This window comes from Cohnella hongkongensis (assembly GCF_042654645.1).
In the GTDB taxonomy this organism is placed as follows: domain Bacteria; phylum Bacillota; class Bacilli; order Paenibacillales; family Paenibacillaceae; genus Cohnella; species Cohnella hongkongensis.
In genome coordinates this window covers 175410-200168 of the sequence record NZ_JBHSEP010000004.1, presented here as the reverse complement: position 1 = coordinate 200168, position 24759 = coordinate 175410, and the positions used below count along the sequence as shown (strand labels likewise).

General features: G+C 60.9%; 17 protein-coding genes. 4 read left to right on the top strand and 13 right to left on the bottom strand.

The features are described from left to right. Positions 1–378: 378 nt before the first annotated feature. Both ACFO3S_RS08215 and ACFO3S_RS08210 read right to left on the bottom strand, forming a co-directional pair. Complete coding sequence (locus tag ACFO3S_RS08215; RefSeq protein WP_378094252.1) at positions 379–3402, bottom strand: S-layer homology domain-containing protein; 3024 nt, start codon at positions 3400–3402, stop codon at positions 379–381. A 185-nt stretch (positions 3403–3587) separates the two neighbouring features. Then, complete coding sequence (locus tag ACFO3S_RS08210; RefSeq protein WP_378094250.1) at positions 3588–6218, bottom strand: winged helix-turn-helix domain-containing protein; 2631 nt, start codon at positions 6216–6218, stop codon at positions 3588–3590. Between the two features lie 474 nt (positions 6219–6692). On the opposite strand from ACFO3S_RS08210, the gene ACFO3S_RS08205 reads away from it, so the two are divergent. Next, positions 6693–7145, top strand: coding sequence for a carboxymuconolactone decarboxylase family protein (locus ACFO3S_RS08205; RefSeq protein WP_378094248.1), 453 nt, complete (start codon positions 6693–6695; stop codon positions 7143–7145). Here ACFO3S_RS08205 and sigJ read toward each other — a convergent pair. The 4 genes from sigJ to ACFO3S_RS08185 form a co-directional block, all read right to left on the bottom strand. After that, entirely contained in the window at positions 7138–8007 is an 870-nt protein-coding gene (gene sigJ, locus ACFO3S_RS08200; RefSeq protein WP_378094246.1) for an RNA polymerase sigma factor SigJ, read from the bottom strand. The two genes, ACFO3S_RS08205 and sigJ, sit on opposite strands and share 8 nt — an antisense overlap. Before the next feature lie 97 nt (positions 8008–8104). Next, positions 8105–8839, bottom strand: coding sequence for a YfjL-like protein (locus ACFO3S_RS08195; RefSeq protein ID WP_378094244.1), 735 nt, complete (start codon positions 8837–8839; stop codon positions 8105–8107). A 109-nt stretch (positions 8840–8948) separates the two neighbouring features. Further along, positions 8949–9164 carry a UDP binding domain-containing protein gene (locus ACFO3S_RS08190; RefSeq protein WP_378094242.1) on the bottom strand — a complete coding sequence of 72 codons (216 nt, stop codon included), beginning with the start codon at positions 9162–9164 and terminating at the stop codon, positions 8949–8951. A gap of 67 nt (positions 9165–9231) precedes the next feature. Next, positions 9232–10413 (bottom strand): glycosyltransferase family 4 protein, encoded by a 1182-nt coding sequence (locus ACFO3S_RS08185; protein ID WP_378094239.1) that lies wholly within the window; start codon positions 10411–10413, stop codon positions 9232–9234. Between the two features lie 293 nt (positions 10414–10706). Here ACFO3S_RS08185 and ACFO3S_RS08180 point away from each other — a divergent pair, with 293 nt between their 5' ends. Continuing rightward, positions 10707–10877: a hypothetical protein gene (locus ACFO3S_RS08180; protein ID WP_378094237.1), complete on the top strand. Its 171-nt coding sequence runs from the start codon at positions 10707–10709 to the stop codon at positions 10875–10877. Positions 10878–11330: 453 nt separating this feature from the next. Here ACFO3S_RS08180 and ACFO3S_RS08175 read toward each other — a convergent pair whose 3' ends face one another. From ACFO3S_RS08175 to ACFO3S_RS08165, 3 genes are read right to left on the bottom strand one after another with little or no spacing between them, the layout of a single operon-like run. Beyond that, the gene (locus ACFO3S_RS08175) at positions 11331–12986 is read right to left on the bottom strand and encodes an FAD-binding dehydrogenase (protein ID WP_378094235.1); all 1656 of its coding nucleotides are present in this window, start codon (positions 12984–12986) and stop codon (positions 11331–11333) included. 22 nt (positions 12987–13008) lie between these two features. Beyond that, positions 13009–14247, bottom strand: coding sequence for a deoxyguanosinetriphosphate triphosphohydrolase family protein (locus tag ACFO3S_RS08170; RefSeq protein ID WP_378094233.1), 1239 nt, complete (start codon positions 14245–14247; stop codon positions 13009–13011). After that, on the bottom strand, positions 14231–14794 hold the full coding sequence (locus ACFO3S_RS08165) for a guanylate kinase (RefSeq protein WP_378094231.1): 564 nt from the start codon (positions 14792–14794) through the stop codon (positions 14231–14233). The genes ACFO3S_RS08170 and ACFO3S_RS08165 overlap by 17 nt, the downstream gene beginning before the upstream one ends. A 140-nt stretch (positions 14795–14934) precedes the next feature. Between ACFO3S_RS08165 and ACFO3S_RS08160 the strand changes: the two genes are divergently transcribed. After that, positions 14935–18024, top strand: coding sequence for a hybrid sensor histidine kinase/response regulator (locus tag ACFO3S_RS08160; RefSeq protein WP_378094229.1), 3090 nt, complete (start codon positions 14935–14937; stop codon positions 18022–18024). A 45-nt stretch (positions 18025–18069) separates the two neighbouring features. Here ACFO3S_RS08160 and ACFO3S_RS08155 read toward each other — a convergent pair whose 3' ends face one another. Then, positions 18070–18915: an HNH endonuclease gene (locus ACFO3S_RS08155; RefSeq protein WP_378094531.1), complete on the bottom strand. Its 846-nt coding sequence runs from the start codon at positions 18913–18915 to the stop codon at positions 18070–18072. A 46-nt stretch (positions 18916–18961) separates the two neighbouring features. Then, entirely contained in the window at positions 18962–19978 is a 1017-nt protein-coding gene (locus ACFO3S_RS08150) for an SDR family oxidoreductase (RefSeq protein WP_378094227.1), read from the bottom strand. 185 nt (positions 19979–20163) lie between these two features. Here ACFO3S_RS08150 and ACFO3S_RS08145 point away from each other — a divergent pair, with 185 nt between their 5' ends. Then, positions 20164–21234, top strand: coding sequence for an LLM class flavin-dependent oxidoreductase (locus ACFO3S_RS08145; protein WP_378094225.1), 1071 nt, complete (start codon positions 20164–20166; stop codon positions 21232–21234). A gap of 83 nt (positions 21235–21317) precedes the next feature. On the opposite strand, the gene ACFO3S_RS08140 is transcribed toward ACFO3S_RS08145, so the two are convergent. Together ACFO3S_RS08140 and ACFO3S_RS08135 are read right to left on the bottom strand one after the other, a co-directional pair. Continuing rightward, positions 21318–22925 carry a response regulator gene (locus ACFO3S_RS08140; protein WP_378094223.1) on the bottom strand — a complete coding sequence of 536 codons (1608 nt, stop codon included), beginning with the start codon at positions 22923–22925 and terminating at the stop codon, positions 21318–21320. Beyond that, positions 22906–24720 (bottom strand): sensor histidine kinase, encoded by a 1815-nt coding sequence (locus tag ACFO3S_RS08135; protein ID WP_378094221.1) that lies wholly within the window; start codon positions 24718–24720, stop codon positions 22906–22908. The genes ACFO3S_RS08140 and ACFO3S_RS08135 overlap by 20 nt, the downstream gene beginning before the upstream one ends. Positions 24721–24759: the final 39 nt, after the last annotated feature.

Below are 24759 nucleotides of genomic sequence, written 5' to 3'. Positions count from 1 at the left end.
ATTAACAAATCCGAATTTAAGAGATCAGTAGATCGTGATCTCAAAAAGATGAAGGAAGACATTAATGGCATTGTTGAACAATTAAAATCAAAGGACAAATAAAACGAGAGTTGACGACTTCTGACAGCAAAAACCTGGATCCATGCTGTCGATCTAACTCTATTTTCTTGGTATAGCTGGCACGTATGTAACAAGAAAGGGGGATAAGCAAAAACGCCTTCGGCGTCCTCTAGACGCAAAATCGCGTTTTTGTCGGAGGCGATTCAAAAAAGTGTAGCGAATTTTATACTCTCTGGAGCACACAAAAAAACGGTTGAACGAGACCACGCTCGTTCAACCGGAAATGAGTTGAGTAGACTACCGTTCTTCGTGGACGATTCAGCGCAGAAGATCGGTGTCGGACAGTCTGTCTAGCAAACGAACGAGCAAAGCCGCCGCTTCCGCGCGGGTGGCCTTCAGGCCGGGAGCGAAGCGGTTGCCGCTGATCCCCTGAACGAGTCCCTCGTTCGCTGCGACCGATATCGCACCCTTCGCCCAAGCCGGGATGTCCGCCTCGTCGACATAGCCTGGCGAGGTGTCGCCGTCGGTCGGCAGGCCGAGCGCGCGGACGACCAGAACGGCAATCTCGGCGCGCGTAATCGCCTGATTCGGACGGAAGGCGCCGTCGGCATACCCGCTTAGAATGCCGGAGGACGCAGCCGCGGCGACGGAATCCTGCGCCCAAGCGGGAATCCGATCCGCATCGGCAAAGTCCGCTGCGGCTTGGTTTCCGTTCTGCCCCGGTTTCACGGCCCGCATCAGCATCGCCGCGAACTCCGCTCGCGTCACGTGCCGATCGGGATGGAACCTGCCGTTCGCATCCCCAATCACGACTCCCGCTAGAGCCGCTTGGCGAATGGCTCCTTCCGCCCAATGACCTGCGGTATCCGCGAAGGCCGTCTCCGGTTTAGCTCCCGGGCTCTCTGGTGTCGGCACGGCTTCCCGCGCAACCGAGAAGACGGCGAACTTCGTGAAGTGATCGACCTCGGCAACGAACATCTCGCTTTCCGCCTTGCCTTTCACTTCCACCCAGCTTTTGCCCGCTTCATCGTAATAGAATAAAGCCGCTCTTCTTCCCTCGCCGATCTGATCGGGATCGAAGCGAAGCTTCAGCACAACCGGGCGCTTGAAGCGGTCTTCAAAGCTCTTCAGCAGCTCGAAGGCCGAGCTGAGCATTCGCATCGAATCCGGAACGATTCCCGAAGCCAGCTCGACCCGGTCGATCGTCACCGTAAACGGTCCGTCCGCGGCGCCTTCCGGAAGCTCCAGAATCAGCTCGTCTCCATATTGCGCCAAGCACGTCCCCGAGCCGCAGCTCGCCGTTACCCTATCTCCCGATGGGGAGGTAGGAGCAGGAGCCACAGATCCGCCGCCGCCGGACGAAGGTCTCCAAACTTCGACGGCGACTTGTGCGGAGAATCCGCCGTAAGCTGCGGAGATGACGGATGTCCCCGGCTGAACGCCCGTGACGAGACCAGCCGAGTTGACAGTCGCGATCTCCGGGCGGCTGGATGAGAAGACGATCTTGTCGGCGGCAATCGCCGACCTGTCCCCGTCGGCATAGACCGCCTGGACGACGGTGGCATGGGTATCCCCTACCCTCAGGCGATAGGAGGCGAGGTCGGTCTCAATGCCGGTCAAGACCGGCTCTTCGGGCCCGGGACTTGGGCTCGGGCTTGGTTCTGGGCTTGGTTCAGGACTCGGACTTGGACTCGGCTCCGGTTCCTGCTGCTCGGCGGCAACCCTCACCTTCACCGATGCGGTCAGATGGTTCGGATTCGCCAGCTCGGACGGCAGCTGCAGCGTCCCTACGAACTCGTAGGTGCCCTCCGCCGCGCCGTTATAGGCCGGCGTGCCCCCGTCCCAATCGACATCGAATGGCGCGATGCCGAGGCCAAGCACCGTCGCATTCGCTTGCGCCGGCAAGCCGATGTCGGACAGCTCCGTGCCGTACGGCACTTCCAGGTCGGCGATCGGAGCGACGGCTTCGACCGGATTAGGCGTAAATACGAACGGCTTCGTCGGCTCGCTTGTCTCGAAGCCCGCGGACAAGTTCTCCTTATACCTGACGGTCACGGACGCGCTTCCCGCGAAGATCGGCGGATTCAGCGGATCGACGTCGGCATAAGCTCCGCCATTCAGCGAGTACTGCATCGATCCTTCCCATCCCGTGATCGTATTCGCCGCATCGTCAAGCGTCAATCCGGACGGCGGGCTGGCGATAACCCTCTCCAGCCCTCCTCCGGAGTCGAGCGCCAAGTAATCGTAACGATCGGCGCTTCCCAGCTGGTACACGCCCTTGAAGGGCTGGTTGGCTCGGGACACCCGCCACTGCAGACGGCCGTCTGCGTCGAACTTCCATAAATCCCCTCTGTTCGTATTGCCGGAGGTCGCCGATACGACGTACCCGCCGTCTCTCGTCTCGGCAAGAGAGTTGCCGATCGTATAGGCGCTCGGAACCGAATAGGTTCTGCTCCACTCAGAAGCCCCGCTCTCCGCAATCCGGAGCAGCATCAGACTTTGGCCGCTGTTCCCCGTGATCAGGTAGTCTCCGCCGTCCAGCGGAAGAATGCGTAGCAGAACTTCGCTGGTCGCTCCGCCCACTCTGTAGGTTTGCTGCCAGACTATATTTCCGGTATCGGGGTTGAGCTTCGCAACGTAGCTCTGACGTTCTAATGCGTTCATGCCGACCGTTGTATTGCCGGCGATCACAAGAGCGCCATCGGCTGAAGGCACGGCATCGTAAATCATGTACTCTCCCGACGCGCCCGTGTTGACCGAAACTTCGCTTAGGAGGTTCCCTGAAGCGTCCAACCGCTTAAGACCGATGTCAATACTGCCCCCCGCTACCGTACGAACGGTGAACGGAACGACATATCCTCCCCCGGCCGCTTCCAGAAGCGCCACGGCTTTGCTCGCAACGCCGCCGGGCTCCTTCCGCTCCCATGCCAACGTATGATTGCTCTTGCGAATTAAGCCGTAATAGGCTTCCGCTCCGGAGTCTCTGTAATAGGTGCCCGCGAACCCGTAGCCTCCGGTCGTCTCCGTCAGGTTCGAGATCGAGACGAAATCCGGGTCCGACAGCGAATAGGCATAGAACCACACCTCCTCCAGGCTCGCGTTCAGACCCATGATGCCGTTGGAGCCTGCCAGCACGTATCCCCCGTCGCTCGTCCTCAGCAGCACGTCCGTGCTGTTGCCCAGCTTCGTCAGACCCCTAGCGGTCTCCAACCAATACCGGTCCGTCGGCGCGATGTTCGCCGAATCGTCGGCGCTTGCCCGGGGCACGAAGGGCAGCGCTCCGGCCAGCACCAGCACCGCAAGCATGCTAGATACCCATTTCTTGATCAGCCGATTCTTCATATGCGTCCTCCTTGCCGAGTCCATCTGGTCTTCCTACGGTGAATGCCGATGCCCCGCTTGCCGCCTTGAGGCGGCCCTCTCCTTTGGCTTGCGACGGGACTCGTCCCTGCGCAGCCCTAATCTCCATTGTAAAAGATCTCTCTCGCCAAAGAATCCCCCGGAAGGGGGATGCTGACCCTCGCCCGCTATTCGCCCGGGCGAATCCCGTCCAGCTCCGCCGCGCGCCGGACCGCCTCGTCCCGATTGCTGACGCCAAGCTTGCTGTAAATCCGGCTTCTGTGCGTTTTTACCGTCTCGTAGCCCATCTTCAACCGCTCAGCGATCTGCCTCCCGTTCAAGTTATCCAGCAGCCCTTGATAAACGTCCATCTCCCTTGCGGTCAGCAAAGCGGAGAGCGGGTCCGTCTCCGCGCCTGCCGCAGCCGTCGCATCCATACCCGCCAGTATGGAGCGAACGAAGCCGAGCGTCGCCGCGTTTCTCCCCCGGTAGCGGCCGCGCTGCTTGGCCAAGGCCAGCTCGCCGAGCAGAAGCTTTACCGTCTCTCCCTCATCCATCAGAATGCGAACGAAGCCGTTCTCTTCGCACAATGCGGCGGCTTCCTCCAGGCGCAGCAGGGCGAGCCGGCGCTCCCTCTGCTTGAACAGAAGCTCGGCGTGAATCCCGAGAATCTCCGCTCCGTCGATCGGCCGCAGCTCCCGCTCGCTGAGCGTGCGAAGACGCTCCAGCAGCAGCGAGGCCTCGCCGTGCTTGCCGGAGATTGCCAAGCCTCTGGCGTACAAAATATAATCGTACAGCTCGTACACCGACACGAGGTCTCCGTGCTTTAAGCTGACGCCCTCCATCCATGCCAGCAGCGGCGCCGGATCGCCGCGATGGACCAGACTCATGCGCGCCGTTTCCATCTCCAGCAGATCCGCTCCTCGAGGGAAGCCCATCGCCCGTATTCGGCGCCTTCCGCCCTCCAGTATGTCGAAGGCTTCCTGCAGATGGCCTTGGGCTGCTCTGATCCGGGCGTCCAGGCTCCACAAGGGGATGAAATCAAATTCCGGACGCGCGGGGTCCTTTTCGATCCATCGCCGAGCTTCTTCGGCGTAACGCTCCGCAGCCTCCAGATCGTTCCAGAGGTAGAGCACCTCCGCGTGATTCAGAAACAATTTGCCCAGAAACACCGGATTGACCGACCGGAACAGCTCCGCCAGCTGCAGCGTGTATGGCTCCGCAATCTCGCGGGAAGCGTGTCCCTTGCCGATGCGGTAGGTTCTGACGTTGGAAGCCTGCAGCGGCTTTTCAGGGAAGCCGAAAATCAGGCCGACGCCGGCCGGCATGCGCCGCGAAGCCAGCTCGTAATGTCTCCGGGCCTCGACCAGATCATGCCGTCCGAACACCATCAGCGTCCCCCAGACATAGTGAGACAGCGCCATAAACCGGTTGCGCTCCTCCTCGCTCATCGAATCGGAGGTCCGGGAGAACCAGGCGTCGGCCGCCTCGAGCAGCGCCTGCCCTTGTTGAGGGTCTCCCGCATCCTCGGCAACGAGAGAATTCGCGTAAGAGAAATAGAGAACGGGATGCTCGATCAGCACCTCGAGCGGGATGACGGACAGCCGCTTTTGGAGATTGGCCCAGCCCCAGTCGACGACTTGAGCGGTCATCTCCTCCAGCACCTCTACAGCCTGAAGGCTGCAGCCTCCGAGCAGGTAATACTCGACCGCCTCCTCCTTCAGCCCCTTCTCCCTGCACCAGTCTCCGGCCGCCGCATATCGCTCCGGAAGAAGAACGGCCTCCCGTTCCGCCCGGTCGCGCAGAAACTCCGAAAACAGATGATGCAGACGGAACCATTCGCCATAGGCGTCGAGCGGCACGACGAACAAGCGAAGCCGCTCCAGCTCGCCGATTTTTTCCGCCGCGTCCTCGAAGCCGGACACTGCCCTGCAGAGAGAGAGGCACCATCGGTTCAACAGCGAACAGCGGAGCAGGAACGTTCTCATCTCTGCGGACAGATTCGAGTAGACCTCCTCGAGCAAGTATTGGCGCACATGGCGAGCGTCTCCCGCGAACCGCCGAACATAAGACGTCCGGTCCGTCTCGTTCTCGAGCGCGCCGATGGCCAGCTTCAGACCGGTCATCCATCCTTCCGTACGGGCCAGCAGCAGCTCGGCCTCTTCGTCCCTCAGCTCCAGTCCCGCACCCCGGAGCAGCCGATTCCCTTCCTCGGCCGTCAGCCGCAGGTCGCCTTCGTTCAGACGAACGGCGACGTCCCGCGCCTCCATTCTGGCTATAGCAAAGCCGGGCTCCGTTCGGCTGATGACGATCAGCCTGACGGAAGGCGGCAAATATTCTGCGAAATAAGCGAAGCCCCGCAGCAGTCGCTTCTCCCGGATGACGTGAAAATCGTCCAGCACAAGCGCAAACCGATCTTCCAGCCGGCTTAGCTCGTTCAAGATTAGAGTCAGAAGCTGCTCCGGTTCGGGCGTATGCAGCAGCGGCGGCAGATGCGCCGTGCGGTCCAGGAAGCCGGGGCGCGCCCGGTCGATCGCTGCACAGACGTAAGCCCAGAAGCGTCCTCCCTCGTTATCCGTCTCGTCCAACGAAACCCAGCCGTAATCGATGCCGCTGGCGGCCAGCCACTCGCAAGCCAGCGTCGTCTTCCCGAAGCCGGCGGGAGCGCTGATGAGCGTCAGCGGCGCGTTCCTCCATCGCTCCAGCTTACTGGTCAGCCGCCTCCGATCGGTCAGCTGCGGCGTCAGCGGGGGGGCGGTCAGCTTGGTATGGAGCAGCGGCTGAAGCCTTCTCTCTCCGGTTACGGAACGGTTCGCCATGAAGTGCCCTCCTCGAACGGGGATGCCGATCCGGCTAGCCGAGACCCCTGCCTCATCCTCATACCAGCCATTGTCGGAGAATTCGTCCGCGTCGTATTTTCCCTGTTGTTTTACCTATTCGACAATCTTCGCCATCTCCCTTCCGGAAGCGGCGGAACGATTCCCGGCCTGGTCTGCCGAAGCTGGTCCTCCCCGAGGTCGAAGTCCCGATGCCTGCGTCCGCAATCGAAATCTCGAGGTCGAAGTCACAACTTCGCCTCTCTCGTTGTCTTATTTGTGCAAGCAAAAAAAACTACGTTTGACCCATTAACGCACATCAGCGCACACCCAGTGGAAGGGTCTTCCCAGGGGAACGATTCGGAGCGGATGACTGCCTCTAACGGCCCGGCAGTCCGTTCATCCTCCGAGAGACTCCAGTCATTTGATGGAAGTCAATAGGTCAGCCGTAGAAAAAAACGCAAGGAGAGATTCGAAATGGAGCTTAGAATGAACCCTCACAGCGCCAACCCGGAAGCTTACAAAGCGATGCTCGGTTTGGAGCAGTTTATCCAAAACAGCGGTCTCGACCGCAAGCTGTACGAATGGATTAAACTGCGCGCCTCGCAGATCAACAACTGCTCGTTCTGCATCGATATGCACGCCAAGGACTTGCTGAGCATGGGCGAAAGCGCGGAGAAGATCATGCTGTTGACCGCATGGCGCGAGGTGCCGCACTTCACCCCCGAAGAGCGCTCCGCTTTGGAATTGACCGAGTGCGTCACGAAGCTGTCCGAAGCGGGCGTGCCCCGCGAGGTGTACGAGCGCGTGCGGGAGCACTACGACGAGAAGGCGTTCGTCGATCTGATCATGGCGATCAACACGATCAACTCGTGGAACCGGATCGGCGTGTCCACGGGGCTGTACCCCGGGGCGCTTTCCTTCAAATAACTCGCGTCAGCTTGTCCGGATTTACGACGATATAGAGACGGCGAATACGGGAGCCTCCCGGCTCCCACTCCGCGCACATCACCTTCGTGACGACTCCCTCCTCGTTGCGAAGCGCCAGACCGGGCTCTCCGTTCAAGTCCATCCGCTCGAAACCCTCCCTGAAGGAGCCCTTGGCCGCCAAACCCTCGAAGAAGGCCAGCACCCGCTTGATCCCGAATATCGGGCGAATCGCCGCCCGGGCCTTCCCCCCGCCGTCGGACACCAGGACGACGTCATCGAGCAGCAGGGCGAGCAGCGGACGGAAATTGCCTGTATCCGAAGCGCGAAGGAACGTGTCGATGAAACGCTCCTTCGCGTCTTCCCTCCCCCCGGCCGGCTGAGCCGCCGCCGCGTCGCCGATCTTCGCCTTGGCTCTGCTGAGCGTCTTCCGGCAGCTCGTCTCGGTGCGCTCCAGCATTCTTGAGACGTCGGCATATTCGAACCCGAGCGCTTCCTTCAGCACGTAGACCGCTCTCTCGAGGGGGGTCAGCCTTTGGAGCAGCACGAGATACGCGTAGCCGATGCTTTCGCGGCGCTCTGCGGGATCGATGTCCCGCTCTCCGGCGGGCAGCGGCTCGGGCAGCCACTCCCCGACATAGGTTTCTCTCCTGCGTCTCGACGACTTGAGCAGATTAATGCAGCGATTGGCGGTCATTTTCGCCAAATACGCCTTTTCGTTCGCAATCTCTCCCGCATCCGTCTGCATATATTGGGCAAACACGTCCTGTACAACGTCTTCCGCGTCGGCAACGATGCCGAGCATCCGATAAGCGAGCCCGAACAGCATCGGCCGATGCTGCTCGTAAGCCAGGGCGATGGTCATCTGCAGTCCTCCGTTCCGCGTTTCAACAGTTTATGAATAACGACAATCCGGAACGGGATTTTGTGACAGACTTGCGCATCCGGCCGGCTCGCCGGCACTAGAACTCCTGGATCGCCTCTCTCAGATCCTCAACGCCGTGAATTCGTCCGAGATCCTCGTGCTCCAACTGGATATATTTCGTTCTCTCTTGGCGATTTTCGGCTTCCGCCTTCCGCGGCAAGGTCGTCACGAACAGCTCGACCTCCAGATCGAGCTCCTTCATTCTGCGAACGGCGTCCAGCAGCAGCTCCAAAAAAGGCTCGGGAATATCCTCCGAGACCAGGCCGATATTCCAGCTGGCCGAATGACCCGGTTGACGGGGAATCGCGACGCCGCTCTCGTCCTTCTCCGGACCGACGCCCTCTCCCAGAGGAAACGTCTCATGGACGGAGGTCACTGCAATTTTGCGAAGGCCTTCGTATTCGTAGATCTGCGGAAAAGCTTCGCGAAGACGCTCCTCCGTCCGGCGCTCCCAGTACACCACCGCGTAGTTGTCCTCCAGACGCTCCCCCCGGCCTCCGCCCTCCTCGTTCCTGTAAGGCAGCCTCTCGACCTGAATGGTCCGCCGTTCCTCGTCCCGAACGTCATACACCTTCGCCATATACGTATCGAACTTGAAGTTGAAAGAGCTCTTCGTCACTCGCGCATCCATTCCGTATTTCTCTTGCATATACCGGACCGCGTCCTTCTTGATTTGCGCACGCTTCCATGGATATCCTTCGATTTCGGTGTAGACGTAAAAGCCCGCTCCGATCAAAACAAGCGCGACAGCGGCCAGCACCAGCTTCTTCATCCCCGCTCTCCCCATCGTCTTTCCGTTGTCAGTGACGCCGATCCGACCGTCTGCACTGTCGGCGTCGCTCTTATCGTCCATCCTACCATAATCAGGGTCAAATGGGGAGCTAACGGCCGACCGCCATGAACGCGAAGCCGAGACGGCGCATCTCCGCCCGATCGAGCATGTTCCTTCCGTCCAGCAGCACCGGCGTCTCCATCCTGTCCTTGACCTCCGCCCAGTTCAGCCGCCGGTATTCGTCCCAGTCCGTGACGATCGCCGCGGCATGGGCGCCGCGCAAGGCGTCGCCCGGATTCTGCGCGAAAGCGATATGCTCCGCCAAGGACCCGTACTGGCCAGGCAGACGCCGGTCACCAGACCGACGTATCCCGCCCCGAATACGGCTAAGCTCACCGCCCAACCCCTCCCGCGACGGCTTCGCCGGCAGAGGAGACGCACACTCGACGAATATCGGAGAGGAGACGTCCGAACACGCCGTCCCACGACCGAAGCGCGGCCTCCCTCGGCCCTACCGCCGACAATATCGCTCTAAGCGCCGCATCGCCATGCAGCCGGGAGAGCGCCGCCGCGAAGGCGTCCGCGTCTCCCGGCGGACAGAGCAAGCCGTTGTCGCCGTGGCGGATATGATCCGGAACCGCTCCTCCGGCGGCCCCGATGACGGGAAGGCCGCATGCCATCGCTTCCTGTACGACGTTGCCGAACGTCTCGGTAGCGGACGGAAAAAGGAACGCGTCCGAGCCCGCCATGACGCGTCTTAGCTCGGGCTGCGGCAGCGCACCGAGAAACCGGGCCGGCACCTCCAGACGATCGGCCAGCGCCCGCACGCTCTCGGCGGAAGGCCCGTCTCCGGCGATCAGAAGCTCGGCGTCCGCACCTGTGTCGTGAACGAACCGATGCACCGCCTCTACCGCCACCTCCGGCTGCTTCTCCGGAGCCAGCCGCCCGGCATAGAGCACGGCGAACCGCCTTCGGGGCAGCTGCAGCTCTTCCCTCAGCGCCTCCCGGTCGGGCTCCGGCCGGAACAGCGACGTATCGACGCCCCGGCTCCAGATCTCCAGCCCTTCCCATCCGTCGGCTCGGCATTCCTCCAGTACGGAAGGCGAAGGCACGTAGATCCGGCTGCAGGGCCGATGAAACCAGTTCATATATTTCCATGTTGCTTTGCTGAGCCATTGGAGATTGTAGTAAGGCAAGTACCTCACGTAATGGGTATGGTGCGAGGCGACGAGGGGGATGCCGTGCTTCAACGCCAGCTGTCTGCCCGTCACTCCGACGCCGAAAGGCGTCGCGACGTGGACGACCGTCGGCTTGAAGTCGAGCAGCTTGCTCTCGGCTCCAGCCATCTGGGGAACGGCCAGGCGCAGCTCCGGGTACAGGAAAAACCGGATGCTCCTGAGCCGCTCGGCCATATCCGGCGCTTGCTTCTCCCCTCTCGGACGGGAAGGAGCGAATACTTGGCACTCGACTCCGCGCTCCCGCAAATAGGCCGTCCATCGCTCCAGCGTCTTCGCCACCCCGTTCATCTCCGGTGCGTAAGTATCCGTAAACAGAGCCAAACGAACCTCCGCCATCCCAAGCACCTCCATACGATTTGCCCCTATCGTATCAGTCGGAAGTTATCGGAATGTCAACGGAGCCGCACAAGCGAATTAACCGGAGACCGCCGGGCCGTCCCGATCGCGCAACACCGGAAAAGAGGGCCGCAGCCCGGGCGGCCCCGCGCGAAGCCGCAGGCTTAGGCCGGGTTGCGACGAAGCTCCAGCAGCGCAATGAGAGGAACGGAGCAAGAGCTGCGGAATAAGAGGGGTGATCTCGGAGCAAGCTAATCTTTGGGTTGGATTCCGAAAAAAGGAGAGTGTTCATCTTGACCGACAATCGCGCATCGAAGGCGGACGTCCAGACGACCCCGCTCAACAGAATGCCCGTCCCCGGCGAAGACGACGTCGAATTTTCCGCCGAGGAGGCCGCCGAAGCATTCGAGCGGCAGAACGACTCGGACGGACAGATCGCCGAGCGCCAGGACGAAAGCGAATAAATCTCGATTCGGGAGAAGCAGGCCGCAGCGGCTTGCTTTTTTCTTGTCGGCCGGCGCCGATCCCGGCTCGCCTAGCCGACGGAGCGTCCGACAAGGACCGGTTTTAGACGGGGACGCGCTCGGCGCGAAGCTAACGTCCGATCGCCAGACCGTCGCCCCTCGGATCGGCAGCCCCGCTGAGAACGCCGTCCTCGACGATGACGATTCCCTGCGCCTGGCCCATCACGCCGTCCCAGGAACGCACCAACTCCAGCTCGTGTCCCCACGCCTTCAGCCGCTCCGCCTCGACGCCGGAGCCGTTTCTGAAGGGCCGGTAAGCCGTCTCCGGACAGCCGCTTCGCTTTGGGGTTCCGGCTGTTCAACCGGAGACGTCCCCTGTCCGACCCTTGCCGGCGAAGAGCCCTCCTTCAGCTTAGCGGCCGCCCGGAAGGCGAGCCTTCCGGAAGTGCGGGTTTATCCGATAGCCTCAGCGGCCGAGCGTCCGGCCGTCCGGCCCGAGAAGAGACAGCCGCCGAGGAAAGTCCCCTCCAGTGCGCGATACCCGTGCATGCCGCCTCCCCCGAAACCGGAGGCTTCCCCGGCGGCATACAGGCCGGGCACCGGCGCCCCGCCCGCGCCGAGCACCCGTCCGGACAGATCCGTCTGCAAGCCTCCGAGCGTCTTGCGGCTGACGATGTGGAGCCGGACGGCGATCAGCGGACCGTTCTTCGGGTCGAGCAGCTTATGCGGACGCGCCACGCGAATGAACTTGTCGCCCTTGTAGTGGCGCGCGCCTCGCAGCGCGGTAATCTGAAGGTCTTTCGTGAAGGCGTTGTCCATCTCCCTGTCCCGGGCCAGAACCTGCCGCTCGATCTCGGAGAAGCGGAGCAGTTCCTCTCCCGTCAGCCGGTTCATCCCCGAGACGAGCTCCGCCAGACTGTCGGCCACGACGAAGTCCTCGCCCTTGTCCATGAACGCCTGAACGGGAGCCGTCGGACCGGGAAGCACCCTGGACAGCACCTGGCGCACGCTCTTGCCGGTCAGATCCGGGTTTTGCTCCGACCCGGAGAGCGCGAACTCCTTCTCGATAATCTTCTGCGTCAAGAGAAACCACGAATAGTCGTACCCTGATCGCCTCAGCGTCTCCAGCGTTCCCAACGTATCGAAGCCGGGAAAGTTCGGCGCCGGAAGCCGCTTCCCCGTCGCGTCCAGCCACAGCGAGGACGGGCCGGGGAGAATGCGAATGCCGTGGCTGGGCCATATCGGGTCCCAGTTCCGGATACCCTCCGTATAGTGCCACATCCGGTCGCGGTTGACGATGCACCCTCCCGCCTCCTCGGCAATGCCAAGCATCCGGCCGTCGACATGAGCGGGAACGCCGGACAGCATTCGCTCGGGCGGACGACCGAGCCGAACGGGCCAGTTCGCCCGGACGAGATCGGGATTGCCTCCGATTCCGCCGCTGGTGACCAGCACCGCTTGGGCTCGATACTCGAACGAGCCCGCAATCTCCCGAGAGCTGGCCTCCCCTCTGGCCGCCTCGCTCGGGATCAACACGGAACCGCTTACACCGGCGACGGCGCCGGCCTGCCGAATGAGCCCGTCCACCCGATGACGGGGCCGGTAGACGATCCGTCCGCCGTTCATATGCTCTCGGACGCGGCGCTCGAAGGGGGCGACGACGGCCGGTCCCGTTCCCCACACGATATGAAATCTCGGAACGGAATTGCCGTGTCCCTCGGCCAGATAACCGCCCCGCTCGGCCCAGCCGACGATCGGGAAGAACCGCACGCCCATGCCGTGAAGCCAGGCTCTTTTCTCTCCGGCCGCGAAGTCGATATACGCCTCCGCCCACTGCCGGCCCCATCGGTCCTCCTCCCGGTCGAAGCCCGCGGAGCCGAGCCAATCCTGCCAGGCCAGCTCCTTCGAATCCTTGACGCCCAGCCGGCGCTGCTCCGGCGAGTCTACGAGGAACAGACCCCCGAACGACCACCACGCCTGCCCTCCGAGCGACGCTTCCGGCTCCTGATCCAGCAGAAGCGTCCTCCTCCCCTTGTCGGCAAGCTCGGCGGCGGCGGCCAAGCCAGCCAGCCCCGCTCCTACGACGATCGCATCGAATTCCCTTTCCATCGCCGCTTCCTCCTTTTTGGGATTACTCCGTATGAACAAGCCGGTTTAATTCTCCTGCACCGTAATATTTCTCGTATTCGTGCATCGCGAATTGGTCCATCATGCCCGAGATAAAATCGATCACGTTCCGCAGCCGCTCGGCTTCGGAGGCGAACATCCGGTACTCCGGCGGCAGCAGCCTCAGATCGGCGTTGGCCTGCTTGTCGGCATAGACCCGGAACAAGCCGCGCAGCACCTTCTCGCCCTTTTTCTCGTATAGCTGGACGGAGGGCCGCCGCATGATGAGAAGGAACACGAGCTTCTTCAGTCCTCTGGCCAGCTTTCCGTGCTCCTTGTAGTCCAGCCTCCGCTCCGTCTCGGAGTAGTGAATGTCCCGAATGAGCCGGTTCACGATCGCGGAAGTCAGCTCCTTGCGGAACAGGAAGGAGTATTCCTCCGACGAGCCGAAGTGACGGCCCTTGTAGGCGAACTCCCGGCAGCGTCCGACGATGCGGTCGAGCTCCTCATACGCCGCCCGGTATTCGTCGTGAATATGAAACTCGTACAGCAGATCGTCGATCGTAAACAGATTTTGGCTGAGGCAATCCTCCAGATCGTGAGCCGCGTAGGCGATCTCGTCGGCCAGATCCATAATCTGCATATCGATCGTCCGCACCTCGTCCAACGGGATGCCCCGCTCCTCCAGCAAGCCCGCCACGTCTTCGTAGTCGTCATCATAGATGAACTTCTTGTTGCGGCCGCCTTCCTGGCGCCGGAAATACTTGATGACGCCCAGCTGCGTCCGGACGGTCAGGTTCAGGCCGCGGTACGCGTGATGCTTCTTCTCCAGCCTGCGCACAATGCGGAGCGTCTGGGCGTTCCCTTCGAAGCCCCCGAACACGCCGGCCAGCTCGTTCAGCACCGTCTCGCCGTGGTGCCCGATCGGCGGGTTGCCGAGATCGTGGGCCAGCGCGCACGCTTCGGCCACAAACGTGTCCCCGATCCCCATGTCGGCGGCGATGCCGCGGGCGATCTGCGCCACCTCCATGCTGTGCGTCAGCCGGTTGCGGATAAAGTGGTGCTGGTCAACGCCGAGCAGCTGCATCTTTCCCTGCAGTCTGCGGAAGGAGGCGGAATACAGAATTCTCGCATAATCGCGCGCATACGGGTCTCTTTCCCGCTCGCTGGACTCTCCCGGATGAAGCCGGAAGACCAGCTTTTTCACGCTTTCGACCTGCTCGCGAACGTATTGAAGCGTCATCGGATCATAAGGATGCGTCATCTCTCGTCTTCAGCCCTTCCCGAATGAAATCCGCCAGCAGATCGATTTTCTCCAGATTGCCGTCGGTGTTGTTCAAGATCAGGTCGCATTCGGACAAAGCCGCAACCTCCGCCTCGAAGGACCCCAGCCTGGCCGCGATCTCGGACGGGTCATGGCCCCTCGATTCCAGCCGCCTCCTGCAGTCTTCTTTGTCCGACTTCACTCCGATCAGCAGCGTCCGCTCGCGATACAGCTCGCGAAGCTTTCCCGCACCCGCCCGGTCCAGAATGACCGATCGCGGCCGGCTCCCGCCCACGACGTCCTCCACCAGCTGCAGCGGCGTTCCGTAGAGGTTGCCGTGATATTCCGTCATTTCCACCATCTGTCCCTGTTCGTAGAGACGCTCCATCTCCGCCCGGCTCCTGAAGAAATAGTCCACCCCCTCGCTCTCCCCTTCGCGAGGCGCCCGCGAAGTCCATGTCACGATCCGAGGCAGACCGAGCCGCGATTGGATCGTGCTTTTGCCGGAGGCGCTCGGCCCTTGCAGCACCACAAGCGATATCGACATATTGGCCTCCCTGTTCGCTTATCGGTTCATGCTTCCACTATACCTTCTTTTCGCGAGAAATGCAGGCCCCGAGCAGGTAAAAAGCGGAAGTCGCTCTGAGGAACAGGAAAATGAAGGGGACATGTCGAAGCTTATCCTCTATGATGTCGACAAACTCTTCCAAACTACTAAAAACAGCCGCAGCGGTCGGCTTATTCCTCTCCTTCCTGATCGGACTCCGATGGCTCTGGTCCGAGATTTTCCAGACTCCGCCGCATCCGGCCGCCGTTCAAGGCACGCTCGACCTGCGGGGGTGGAATTTCGACAACCGCCACACCTTTCCGCTGGAAGGCGAATGGTCGTTCTACCCCGGCGCCTTGGTCGATCTAGCGAACGAAGCGGAGCAGCCCGAGACCGCTCGCCGCTACATTCAAGTGCCGGGCAACTGGATCGACGATCTCCCGGAAGGCTCCAAGTACGCCTACGGCTTCGGCACTTACCGGCTGCGCATCCTGATCGATCCGGATCCCGCGCTTGATCTCGGATTCTGGATCCAGGAAATCTCGACCTCTTCCCGCGTGGAGATTAACGGCAGCGTTGAGAGCGAATTCGGCCAAGTCGCCAGCAGCAAGGAAGCGTATATCCCCGACTCCAGAACCTATACGATAGCCTATAAGACAGTCGGCTCAGGAGAAATCCAGCTTTTCGTTCAAGCGGCCAACTTCGACCGTCCTTTCACCGGGGGAATGTTCAAGCCGATCCGCTTCGGCTCTCTGGCCGCCGTCGATAAGGAGCGTTGGTACTCGATCGGCTTTCAGCTGGTGACGTTCGTCGTGCTGCTCATCCATAGTCTGTACGCCTGCATGCTGTTCCTGTTTAACCGCAAGGAGAAAGCGCTGCTGACCTTCGCGCTGCTGATGTTCGCCGCCGGCATAACGGTGGTCTCGGCTCACGACATGCTGATGCAGCAATGGCTCCCGCTGAACTATACGTGGGCGTTCAAAATAAGACTGCTCTCGTATACCTGGCTGTCGACATTGATTCTCATGATGGGCAGAGCTTTCGCCGGAAGGACGGAGAAGTCCGCAGCCTACCGAATCTATCTCGCAGCGCTGGCGGCCTTTACTCTTTTCGTATTGGTAGCGGACGCTTCGCCGATCTACTTTGCGTATAAAGCCAGAGTGTTTACTTTCTTCTATCTGACTCCGCTGCTCGGCTTTGTCGTGCTGATCGGCAGAATGGCGATTGAACGCAAGAACGACGTCGTCTATCTCTTCATGGCGATCGTCGCCGTCATATCAAGCGTCGTATGGGGTATTGTGAATACGTCTTTCATCTACTATCCGATAGACGTACTCGCTGCGATCATCTCGTTCTCGGCCTACTGGTTTAAGCGCTACTTCAGGAATACGGAGGAGAACGCCAGGCTGAACGAGCGGCTTAAGGAAGCCGACAGGCTCAAGGATCAGTTTCTCGCCAACACCTCGCACGAGCTGCGGACGCCGCTTCACGGCATCCTGAATATCGCCAGAACCGTCGTCGAGCGCGAGAAGCCCTCCCTGAACGAACGGAGCGTTGCCGACATGGATTTGCTGATTACGGTCGGCCGGCGGATGTCCCATCTGCTCGACGATCTGCTGGACGTCGTCCGGCTGCAGGAGCAGCGCGTAGCGCTGCGGAAAGCGCCGGTGTCCGTCGCCTCGATCGCCTCCGGAGTCGCTTCCATGCTTCGTTTCTTGACCGAGGGCAAGCCCGTCCGGATAGAGACCGAGATCTCCGATCAGCTTCCTCCGGCGATGGCCGACGAGAAGCGGCTCGTCCAGATTCTGTTTAACCTGCTGCACAACGCCTTGAAATTTACGAACGAGGGAACCGTCACGCTGTCGGCAGAAACGCAGGGCGGGCAAATCGTCATTCGCGTCAGCGACACCGGAATCGGAATGGACGAGGAAACGAGGCAGCGGGTGTTTCTTCCCTACGAGCAAGGCGGGGCGGGGATGAACGAGGACGGGGGCATCGGTCTCGGCTTAAGCATCTGCAAGCAGCTGGTCGAGCTTCACGGCAGCGAATTGACCGTGACTTCCGAGCCGGGCAAGGGTTCCGTATTCCGGTTCGCGCTGCCGATTGCCGGGCCGTCGGAGCAGACCGGACCGCAGGAAGCGCCGGCCGACTACGAGGAGGCCGCTGCGGCCCTTCTCGTCGCTGCATCGGACAACGAACGCTCCTTCTCCGCAGCGGAGGCGCTGACCGCCTTCGACGCCGGAAAGGCCAACATTCTGGCCGTGGACGACGATCCGGTCAACCTGAAGGTGCTGACCGGCATTCTGTCGTCCGAGCCGTATCACGTGACGACGGCAACGTCGGCTCGGGAGGCGCTGGAGCTGCTCGCCTCGAATTCGTGGGATCTGGTCGTGGCGGACGTCATGATGCCGCACATGTCCGGCTACGAGCTGACCCAGAAAATTCGCGAGAGCTTCTCGATGTCGGAGCTGCCCGTTCTGCTGCTGACCGCTCGCAGCGGTCCGGCGGACGTTCAGACCGGCTTCCTGTCCGGCGCCAACGATTACGTCGTCAAGCCGGTAGACGCGACGGTGCTGAAATACCGGATCGGAGCGCTGACCGCCCTGAAGCAATCGGTCAGCGAACGTCTGAGGCTGGAAGCCGCCTATTTGCAAGCCCAGATCCATCCGCACTTCCTGTTTAACGCCTTGAACTCGATTATGGCTTTAAGCGACGAAGATACGACTCGAATGCGCAAGCTCGGCGACGCCTTCACCTCTTACTTGAGAATCAGCTTCGACTTCCTGAACTCGGGCAAGCTCGTCGCGCTGTATCACGAGCTCGAGCTGGTCCGCGCATATTTGTACATCGAGAAGGAACGGTTCGAGGAGAAGCTGAACATCGTCTGGGAGATCGAGCCCGACTTGCATGTGATGATCCCCCCGCTGACGATCCAGCCCTTGGTCGAGAACGCGGTTCGGCACGGGGTGCGCAGCCGGATTCAGGGAGGCACCGTACGAATCCGCATCGTCCGTCGGGACGGCTTCGTATCGTTCGAGGTGTCCGACGACGGAATCGGGATGAACGAAGACAAGGCCGCGCGTCTGCTTGCTTGGGAGAATCGGGGAAGAGGAATCGGTCTGTCCAATACGAACCGGAGGCTGACCCGGCTGTACGGGCAAGGCTTGACCGTCCGCAGCCGGCCCGGCGAGGGCACGACCGTGTCGTTCCTCGTTCCGGATCGGAGCTAAAAAAGCGCCCTTGGGAGGGCGCTCAGACAGGCGGCCAAGGCGGCGCTAGCGCGTAAGCTCCAGCTGGCGCCGTCCGGCCAATGATTCGGTGAATTCGTCGAGGTCGCGGTCGGCCTTCGATTGATTGCATTCGTTGCAGGCGCAGACGCAGTTCATCGGCGTCGTATGGCCTCCCTTGGCCCGCGGCAGCAGATGGTCGATCGTGTCGCCGTACTGGCCGCAGAAGCGACACGTATAGTTGTCGCGAGTAAGAATGAGGCGGCGAAACTCCCGATTGCTGTGGATGCGGCGTATCGTATGGCGATTGACGACATACGCCGCATGCTCGCGCACGAGCGTCTTGGCGAACTCCGGCTCGATCTCCTGATAATAGGAACGCCCGCTGTCGGTCTTGCCCCGCATGCGGATGAAGCCTTGACGAGTCGCGCGCAGACCGTCGGGGTCGTGCGGATCGAGCTTCGGTCTGGCCGCCGCGATCTTCGGCGCCTCCGGCTTCGAAGCCGCAGACTTCTTGCGGGCCTTCTGACTGCCGGACCGCTTCGCTCCCGATGTGCCGACAGCGGCCGCAGCTTCCGCGACCGTCTCGGCGGCGGCCGGCGGCGGCAGAACCGGCTTCTTCGCCTTGCGCCTCCGTCTTCTCCGGCGGCGCTTGGGCTTGGGGGCCGCCTCATCCTCCGCCGGCAGGACAGCGGCGACCGACGCCTCCGCCGATTCTGCCGGGAGGCTCGCCTGGCGGCGGCACGCCTTGCACGTTCCCCGCCGCCTTCTCTGTCCCGGTCTTCGGCCGCTGCGGCTGGCGAACTCCGTCAGCGGCTTGAGCGTCCGGCACTCCGCGCATATTCTCATCGCCTGATCCGGCTGTATGTTGGTGATTTCCATATCGTGTGTCATAATCAAAGTATATCACATCCAGGAAAACGGCTGTAAAGTCCCGGCATCAGCTTCTGATCGTCTTGACCGCGTCGCCCAGAACGCGAATCACCTTATCGCACCACAGGTCGAACTCCGGGTCTTCAATCTGAAGCTCCGGATGAGCGAGAATATGCTCCACCGTCTGCTTGATCCCTTGATCGAACCGGGTCGTCGCGACGAACCCGGGGACGAGCCGCTTCAGCTTCGAGTTGTCGAATACGACCGAGTTCGCCTTGTCGCCAAGCAATCCGCCCCGGTAGTCCTCCTCGCTGCAAGCGTCCAGAAACGACGACGACGCGTAAACCGCGTTCAGCTTCACGCCGAGAGCGTCCGCGATCGCTTCGTAAATCTGGTTCCAGGTAACGGTCTCGTCCGACGTGATATGTACCGCTTCGCCGATCGCATGAGCGTTGCCCATCAGTCCGATAAAGCCTTTGGCAAAGTCGCTGTTGTGCGTCATCGTCCACAGCGAGGTGCCGTCCCCGTGGATGAGGACCGGTTTATTTTCCAGCATGCGCTTGGCGACCTGCCACGTTCCCTTCCGCCCGTGCACCCCGAGAGGGATGGAACGCTCGTCGTACGTGTGGCTCGGCCTGACGATTGTAATCGGGAAGCCCTGCTCCCGATACTGCCTGATCAAGTATTCCTCGCAAGCGATCTTGTTCCGGGAATATTCCCAACAAGGATTCGATAATGGCGTTCCTTCGGTAATGCGATAATCCGATAGAGGAGTCTGGTAAGCCGATGCGGAACTGATGAAAATAAATTGTTTCGTCTTGTCGTAGAACAGCCGATAGTCTCTCTCGAGCTGGCTCGGCACGAATGCGATAAAGTCCGCCACCACATCGAACTTCATATCCGCGATCAACCCGGCCACCCGTTCCTCGTCGTTGATGTCGGCTTGAATCGCTCTTACGCCCTCCGGCAGCCTCTCGCTCCGGTTGCCTCGGTTCAGCACGTACAGCTCGCTGCCTTGTGCGGCCAGCTGCCGCGTAATCGCGGAGCTGATCGTCCCGGTTCCTCCGATAAAAAGCGCTTTCATTAACCGTCCCGCCTCCCTATCGTTGTTCGATTCTGTGAAACGCCTTGCCTTCCTCTACCTTAGCAAATCCGGCTTCTCTTGACAATTTGGCGAGCGCTGACCTGCGGGACTGCCTTTTTCTAACTATAATTGAGAAACTATATTTAATATAGTATAATGAAAACATCAAAGGAGGCGAATCGGATATGGCCGATACGACAAAGAAAATGGAAATAGGAATCAGCACCTTCCTGGAGGCGTCGCCGCATTCGCCTGCGGGCACTCCCGTAAGCCATGCGGAACGGCTGAGAAACGCCGTAGAGGAGATCGTGCTGGCCGATCAGGTCGGACTGGACGTCTATGGAATCGGAGAGCATCACCGGGCCGATTACGCCGGCACCGCTCCGGCCGTCGTCTTGGCTGCGGCCGCGACCAGGACGAAGCGGATTCGGCTGACAAGCGCGGTGACCGTCCTGTCGTCCGACGATCCTGTGCGCGTGTACGAATCGTTCTCTACGCTGGACGGACTGTCCGACGGACGGGCGGAGATCATGGCGGGCCGGGGCTCGTTCATCGAATCGTTCCCGTTGTTCGGCTATAGCCTCGACCATTACGACGAGCTGTTCGAGGAGAAGCTGGAGCTGCTGCTGCAAATCCGCAAGACCGAGAAGGTGACCTGGCGCGGCGGTCATCGCCCGGCGATCCGCAATCTCGGCGTCTACCCCCGTTCGGTTCAGGATCCGCTTCCGGTATGGATCGCGACGGGCGGCAATCCCGAGTCGGCCGTTCGGGCTGGAACGCTCGGCCTTCCCGTCGTCTTCGCCATCATCGGCGGAATGCCCGAAAGGTTCGCTCCGCTCGTGGAGCTGTACAAGAAAGCCGCCGCGCAGGCCGGGCACGATCCGGCCCGGCTTCAGATCGCCACCCATTCGCACGGCTTCATCAGCGACACGACCGAGCAAGCCGCCGAACAGTTTTTCCCGCACACGCAGGCCCAGATGAATACGATCGGACGCGAACGGGGCTGGCCGCCTTACGACCGCGCCGCGTTCGACGCCGCCCGCAGCCTGCGGGGCGCCCTGTATGTCGGCGATCCCGAATACGTGGCCGAGAAGATCGTCCTGCTGCGCAAAAACCTGGGATTGACCCGCTTCTTCCTGCATGTGGACTTCGGCGCTCTCCCGCACCGCGATCTGCTGCGCGCCATCGAGCTGCTCGGAACTCGAGTCGCGCCGATCGTGCATAAGGAGATCGCCCGGATGGAAGGCGGGCAATAAGGCGAAGCCCCTGCAGTCCGCCCGGGAAAATTCGTTCCCTTCTGCGGACCGCGGGGGCCGAGTCGGCCTGCCCCGGACGGACCTCACCTCTCCCGCTTCCGATACTCGTTGGGCGACAAGCCCTCCAGCTTCTTGAACACTTTGCTGAAATATTTCTCGTCCCTGTATCCGACCAGCTCCGCAACCTGCGCGATGCGGTACTGCGGGTTCATCAGCAGCAGCTTGGCCTTCTCCATCCGCACGCGCTCGATGTAGTCCGAGAGGTTCTCGCCGAACTGCTGCTTGAACTTGCGGGAGATATACTCCCGGCTGAGGAAGAAGCGCTCGGCCAAATCCTGCAGCGTAATCTCCTCCGCATAGCGGGAATCGATATATTTGACAATCTCGAAGATGACATGCTCGTCCTGCCGCTGGTGCTCCACCCACTGCCGGGCCAGCCGCAGCAAATCCTGCTCCAGCCCTTCGGCAAGCTTGGCCACCTGCAGGCAGCCCTCCTGGTCTACGGGAACGGTCGTAAACACGTTCTCGGACGGCCGCGCCGGAGCCGCGGGCAGGTCCCCGAACAGCTCCTTCAGCCATCGCGCGCGAATAACGTTATATTCGTGGTTCCACAGCTCCAGCTGCTCCGTATTGATATAGCTCATCCGCTCGACCTGATTCCTCCAGAGCCGAACGACGTCCTTGACCGGCTGCTCCTGGCCGCTTCGAACCGCCGTGCGCATGCGGTCCTCGAATTCGGACAGATGAATCGCGGACAGACGCGGGTTCTCGTCCGGATCGTAGCAGCGGATTCGCGGCCGGGCCGCGCGCATGTTGCGCTGCCGCAGCACGATGTTGGCCTCGTGATAAGATTGCTTGATCCCGGCCGGCAGCGCCCCCTCCCCTCCCAGACCGAACTCCAGAGTGCTGCCGAACGACTGGCGGATGCCGCCGTTGACCGTGTCCAGCAGCGCGGCGGCTTCGCCGGTCTGCTTCCAGAGCAGAAGGACGACAGCCCCGTTCTCGTGACGGAACGCGACGCCGCGGCGGTGCTTGCGGACAAACTCGTTGCAGATGTTCAGAAGCGAGAAATACAGCAGATCCTCGCTGCCGGAGAACTTGCTGCGAATCGCCGGATGGATCGTGTCCGTCGCCAGCACCGCCACCCGGCAGAGCTTGTCGTCCTTCGACAGCCCGAATTCGGTGCGCAGCGTCTCCGCAATCGAAGAATAATAGGACGGATCCTCCACCAGATTCGTCAGAATCTTGTCCCAATATACCGGCCGCAGCTGATTGATCTCCATCGCCTTGCGCTGTTCCTGCTTCGTGCCTTCCTCCTCCTGCATGCGGCTCGCCACCGCCTTGGCGACCGCCTGATTCAGCTGCTCGGGGTCGATCGGCTTCAGAATGTAGTCCATTCCCCCGTATAGAACCGTCTTGCGCACGAAGTCGAAGTCGTCGTGTCCGCTGATGACGATCACCTTGATCTGCGGCGCATGCTCGCCTATCCAGGAGAGCAGCTCGGTGCCCGGCTTCCCGGGCATGATCATGTCCGTAAATACGATCTGAGGGCGGTCCTCGCCGATCCGCTCGATCGCCGAATCCACGTCCTGCGCCTCGAGCACATCTTCAATACCGTACGTTCCCCAGTTCACCAGCAGCCGGATCGCTTCCCGCACATGCCGTTCGTCATCAACGATCAGCGCTCTCATCCCCGTCTTCCTCCCCATCGATCGGAATCCACAGCACGACGCTTAATCCTCCCGCCTTGCCCGGTCTTATCTCCAGCCTGGCCGATTCGTTGTAGTATAGCTTCAAGCGGGACATGATGTTGGGCAATCCGATGCCCGATTCCCCGGCTTCCCCAACGCTCCTCGCGTATCTCAGCTTCTGCTGCAGCGCCCTCAGTTCCGCAGCGTTCAATCCTTTGCCGTTGTCGCAGACCTCCAGCCTCATCCATCCGAGTTCGGCGGACCTCGTTCCGTAAATCGCGATCTCGGCGTCGTTCGCCGCCGCGTCAAATCCGTGCTTGAAATAATTTTCGACGAGCGGCTGAAGGATCATCTTCGGGACGGGCCGGCTCAGCAGAGCCTCTTCCACTTCCACGATATACCGAAGCTGCTCCCCGAACCGCTGGCGCTGAAGGGAGACATAGGCTTTGACATAGTCCAGCTCCCGCTCCAGAGAGACGATCGGCTCCCCCGTATTCATGCTGTAGCGCATCATTTTCCCCAACGAAAAGATCAGGCGATAAATGTCCGGCTGCTGCTTCTGCAGAGACAGCGTCCCGATCGACTGCAGGGCGTTATTGATGAAATGGGGATTCGTCTGCGCCTGCAGCACGTTCAGCTCGCTTGTCTTGCGGGCCAGCTCAAGCTCGTATTCGCGAATGATCATCTGGTTGATGGTATCCATCGCCAGCTGGAACCGGCGGGCCAGAATGCCGAACTCGTCCTTCCGGTCGACGTCCACCGTCACCTGAAGATTGCCGCTCTGAATCTGGTTCATGTTGCGAATCAGCTTCTTGATCGGCGCCGTCAGCGAGAATGTAATCAGCACGGTCGCCGCCAACGTCAGAATCAGGAACAGAACGGCGACTCCGCTGTTGAACTGCGCGACCTCGCGCGCGGTCTGATGCAGCGTCTCGTTAGGAATTCGCTTCACCAGCGTCCAGTTCAGAAACGGAGTTTCCATTTTATCGTATACAATTTCCCCCGAGAAGCCATCCTGATTCAGAGAGAAGTTGCCGCTCCGCCCTTCCGCCTCCATCACCCGCTCGACCCAGTCCGCCCGAAGCGGCTGCCCGCCGCTGCGTTCGAGGGAGCTGTAGATGAGCGCCCGGTTGTGGTCGATGATGTACAGCTCCTCTCGGCCGACGGTGTACAGCTGTTCGACGATGGCTCGTATGCCGTCCAGACGAAGGTCGATCGACAGCGTGCCGAGCTCCTCCTTCGCCGCCAAGTAATACAGCGAGCTGTGAACGGTCAGCACCTGGTCCGCGTTGGTCGTCGGAATATCGGTCCTCCCGAACTTCTTCACCGGATGGGGAGGCTCGACGTACGAGTTGCCGCGGGACAGGCCTTCGGGGATGAATCGGCCGTCTCGGCCCGCAAAGCTTCTCTTCGAGCGGTTGTTAATGATGAGATAGTGCTGGTCGCTCTTCTTGAGATACAGATGCGCCTGCTCGAAGTCCTTCGCGGAATAGCTCAGCAGCAGCAGGCCGCGGTAGAGCTCCTGATCGTCCTTGTAGTCCTTGATTCCGTCCTCCAGAATGGTGAACAGCCGATTGTCGTTGTAGAAAATAAAAGTCGTCTGCTGGGCCGCGTTCATATAGTTGAGCAAGTTCGTCTTTCCCTGAAACAGCAGATCGGCGTTGCTCTTTAAAGTTTCCTTCGTCACCTTGCTTGTCGTCAAGCTGTAGGTGATGACAATCGAGGCGAGAATCGGAATCAGCGTGGCGGCCAGCAGAAACAGCATCATCTTCGTGCGGATACTGGTAAAGATCAATAAATTCCACCTCTTTGATCATTAGAGTCAGTGGGAGCC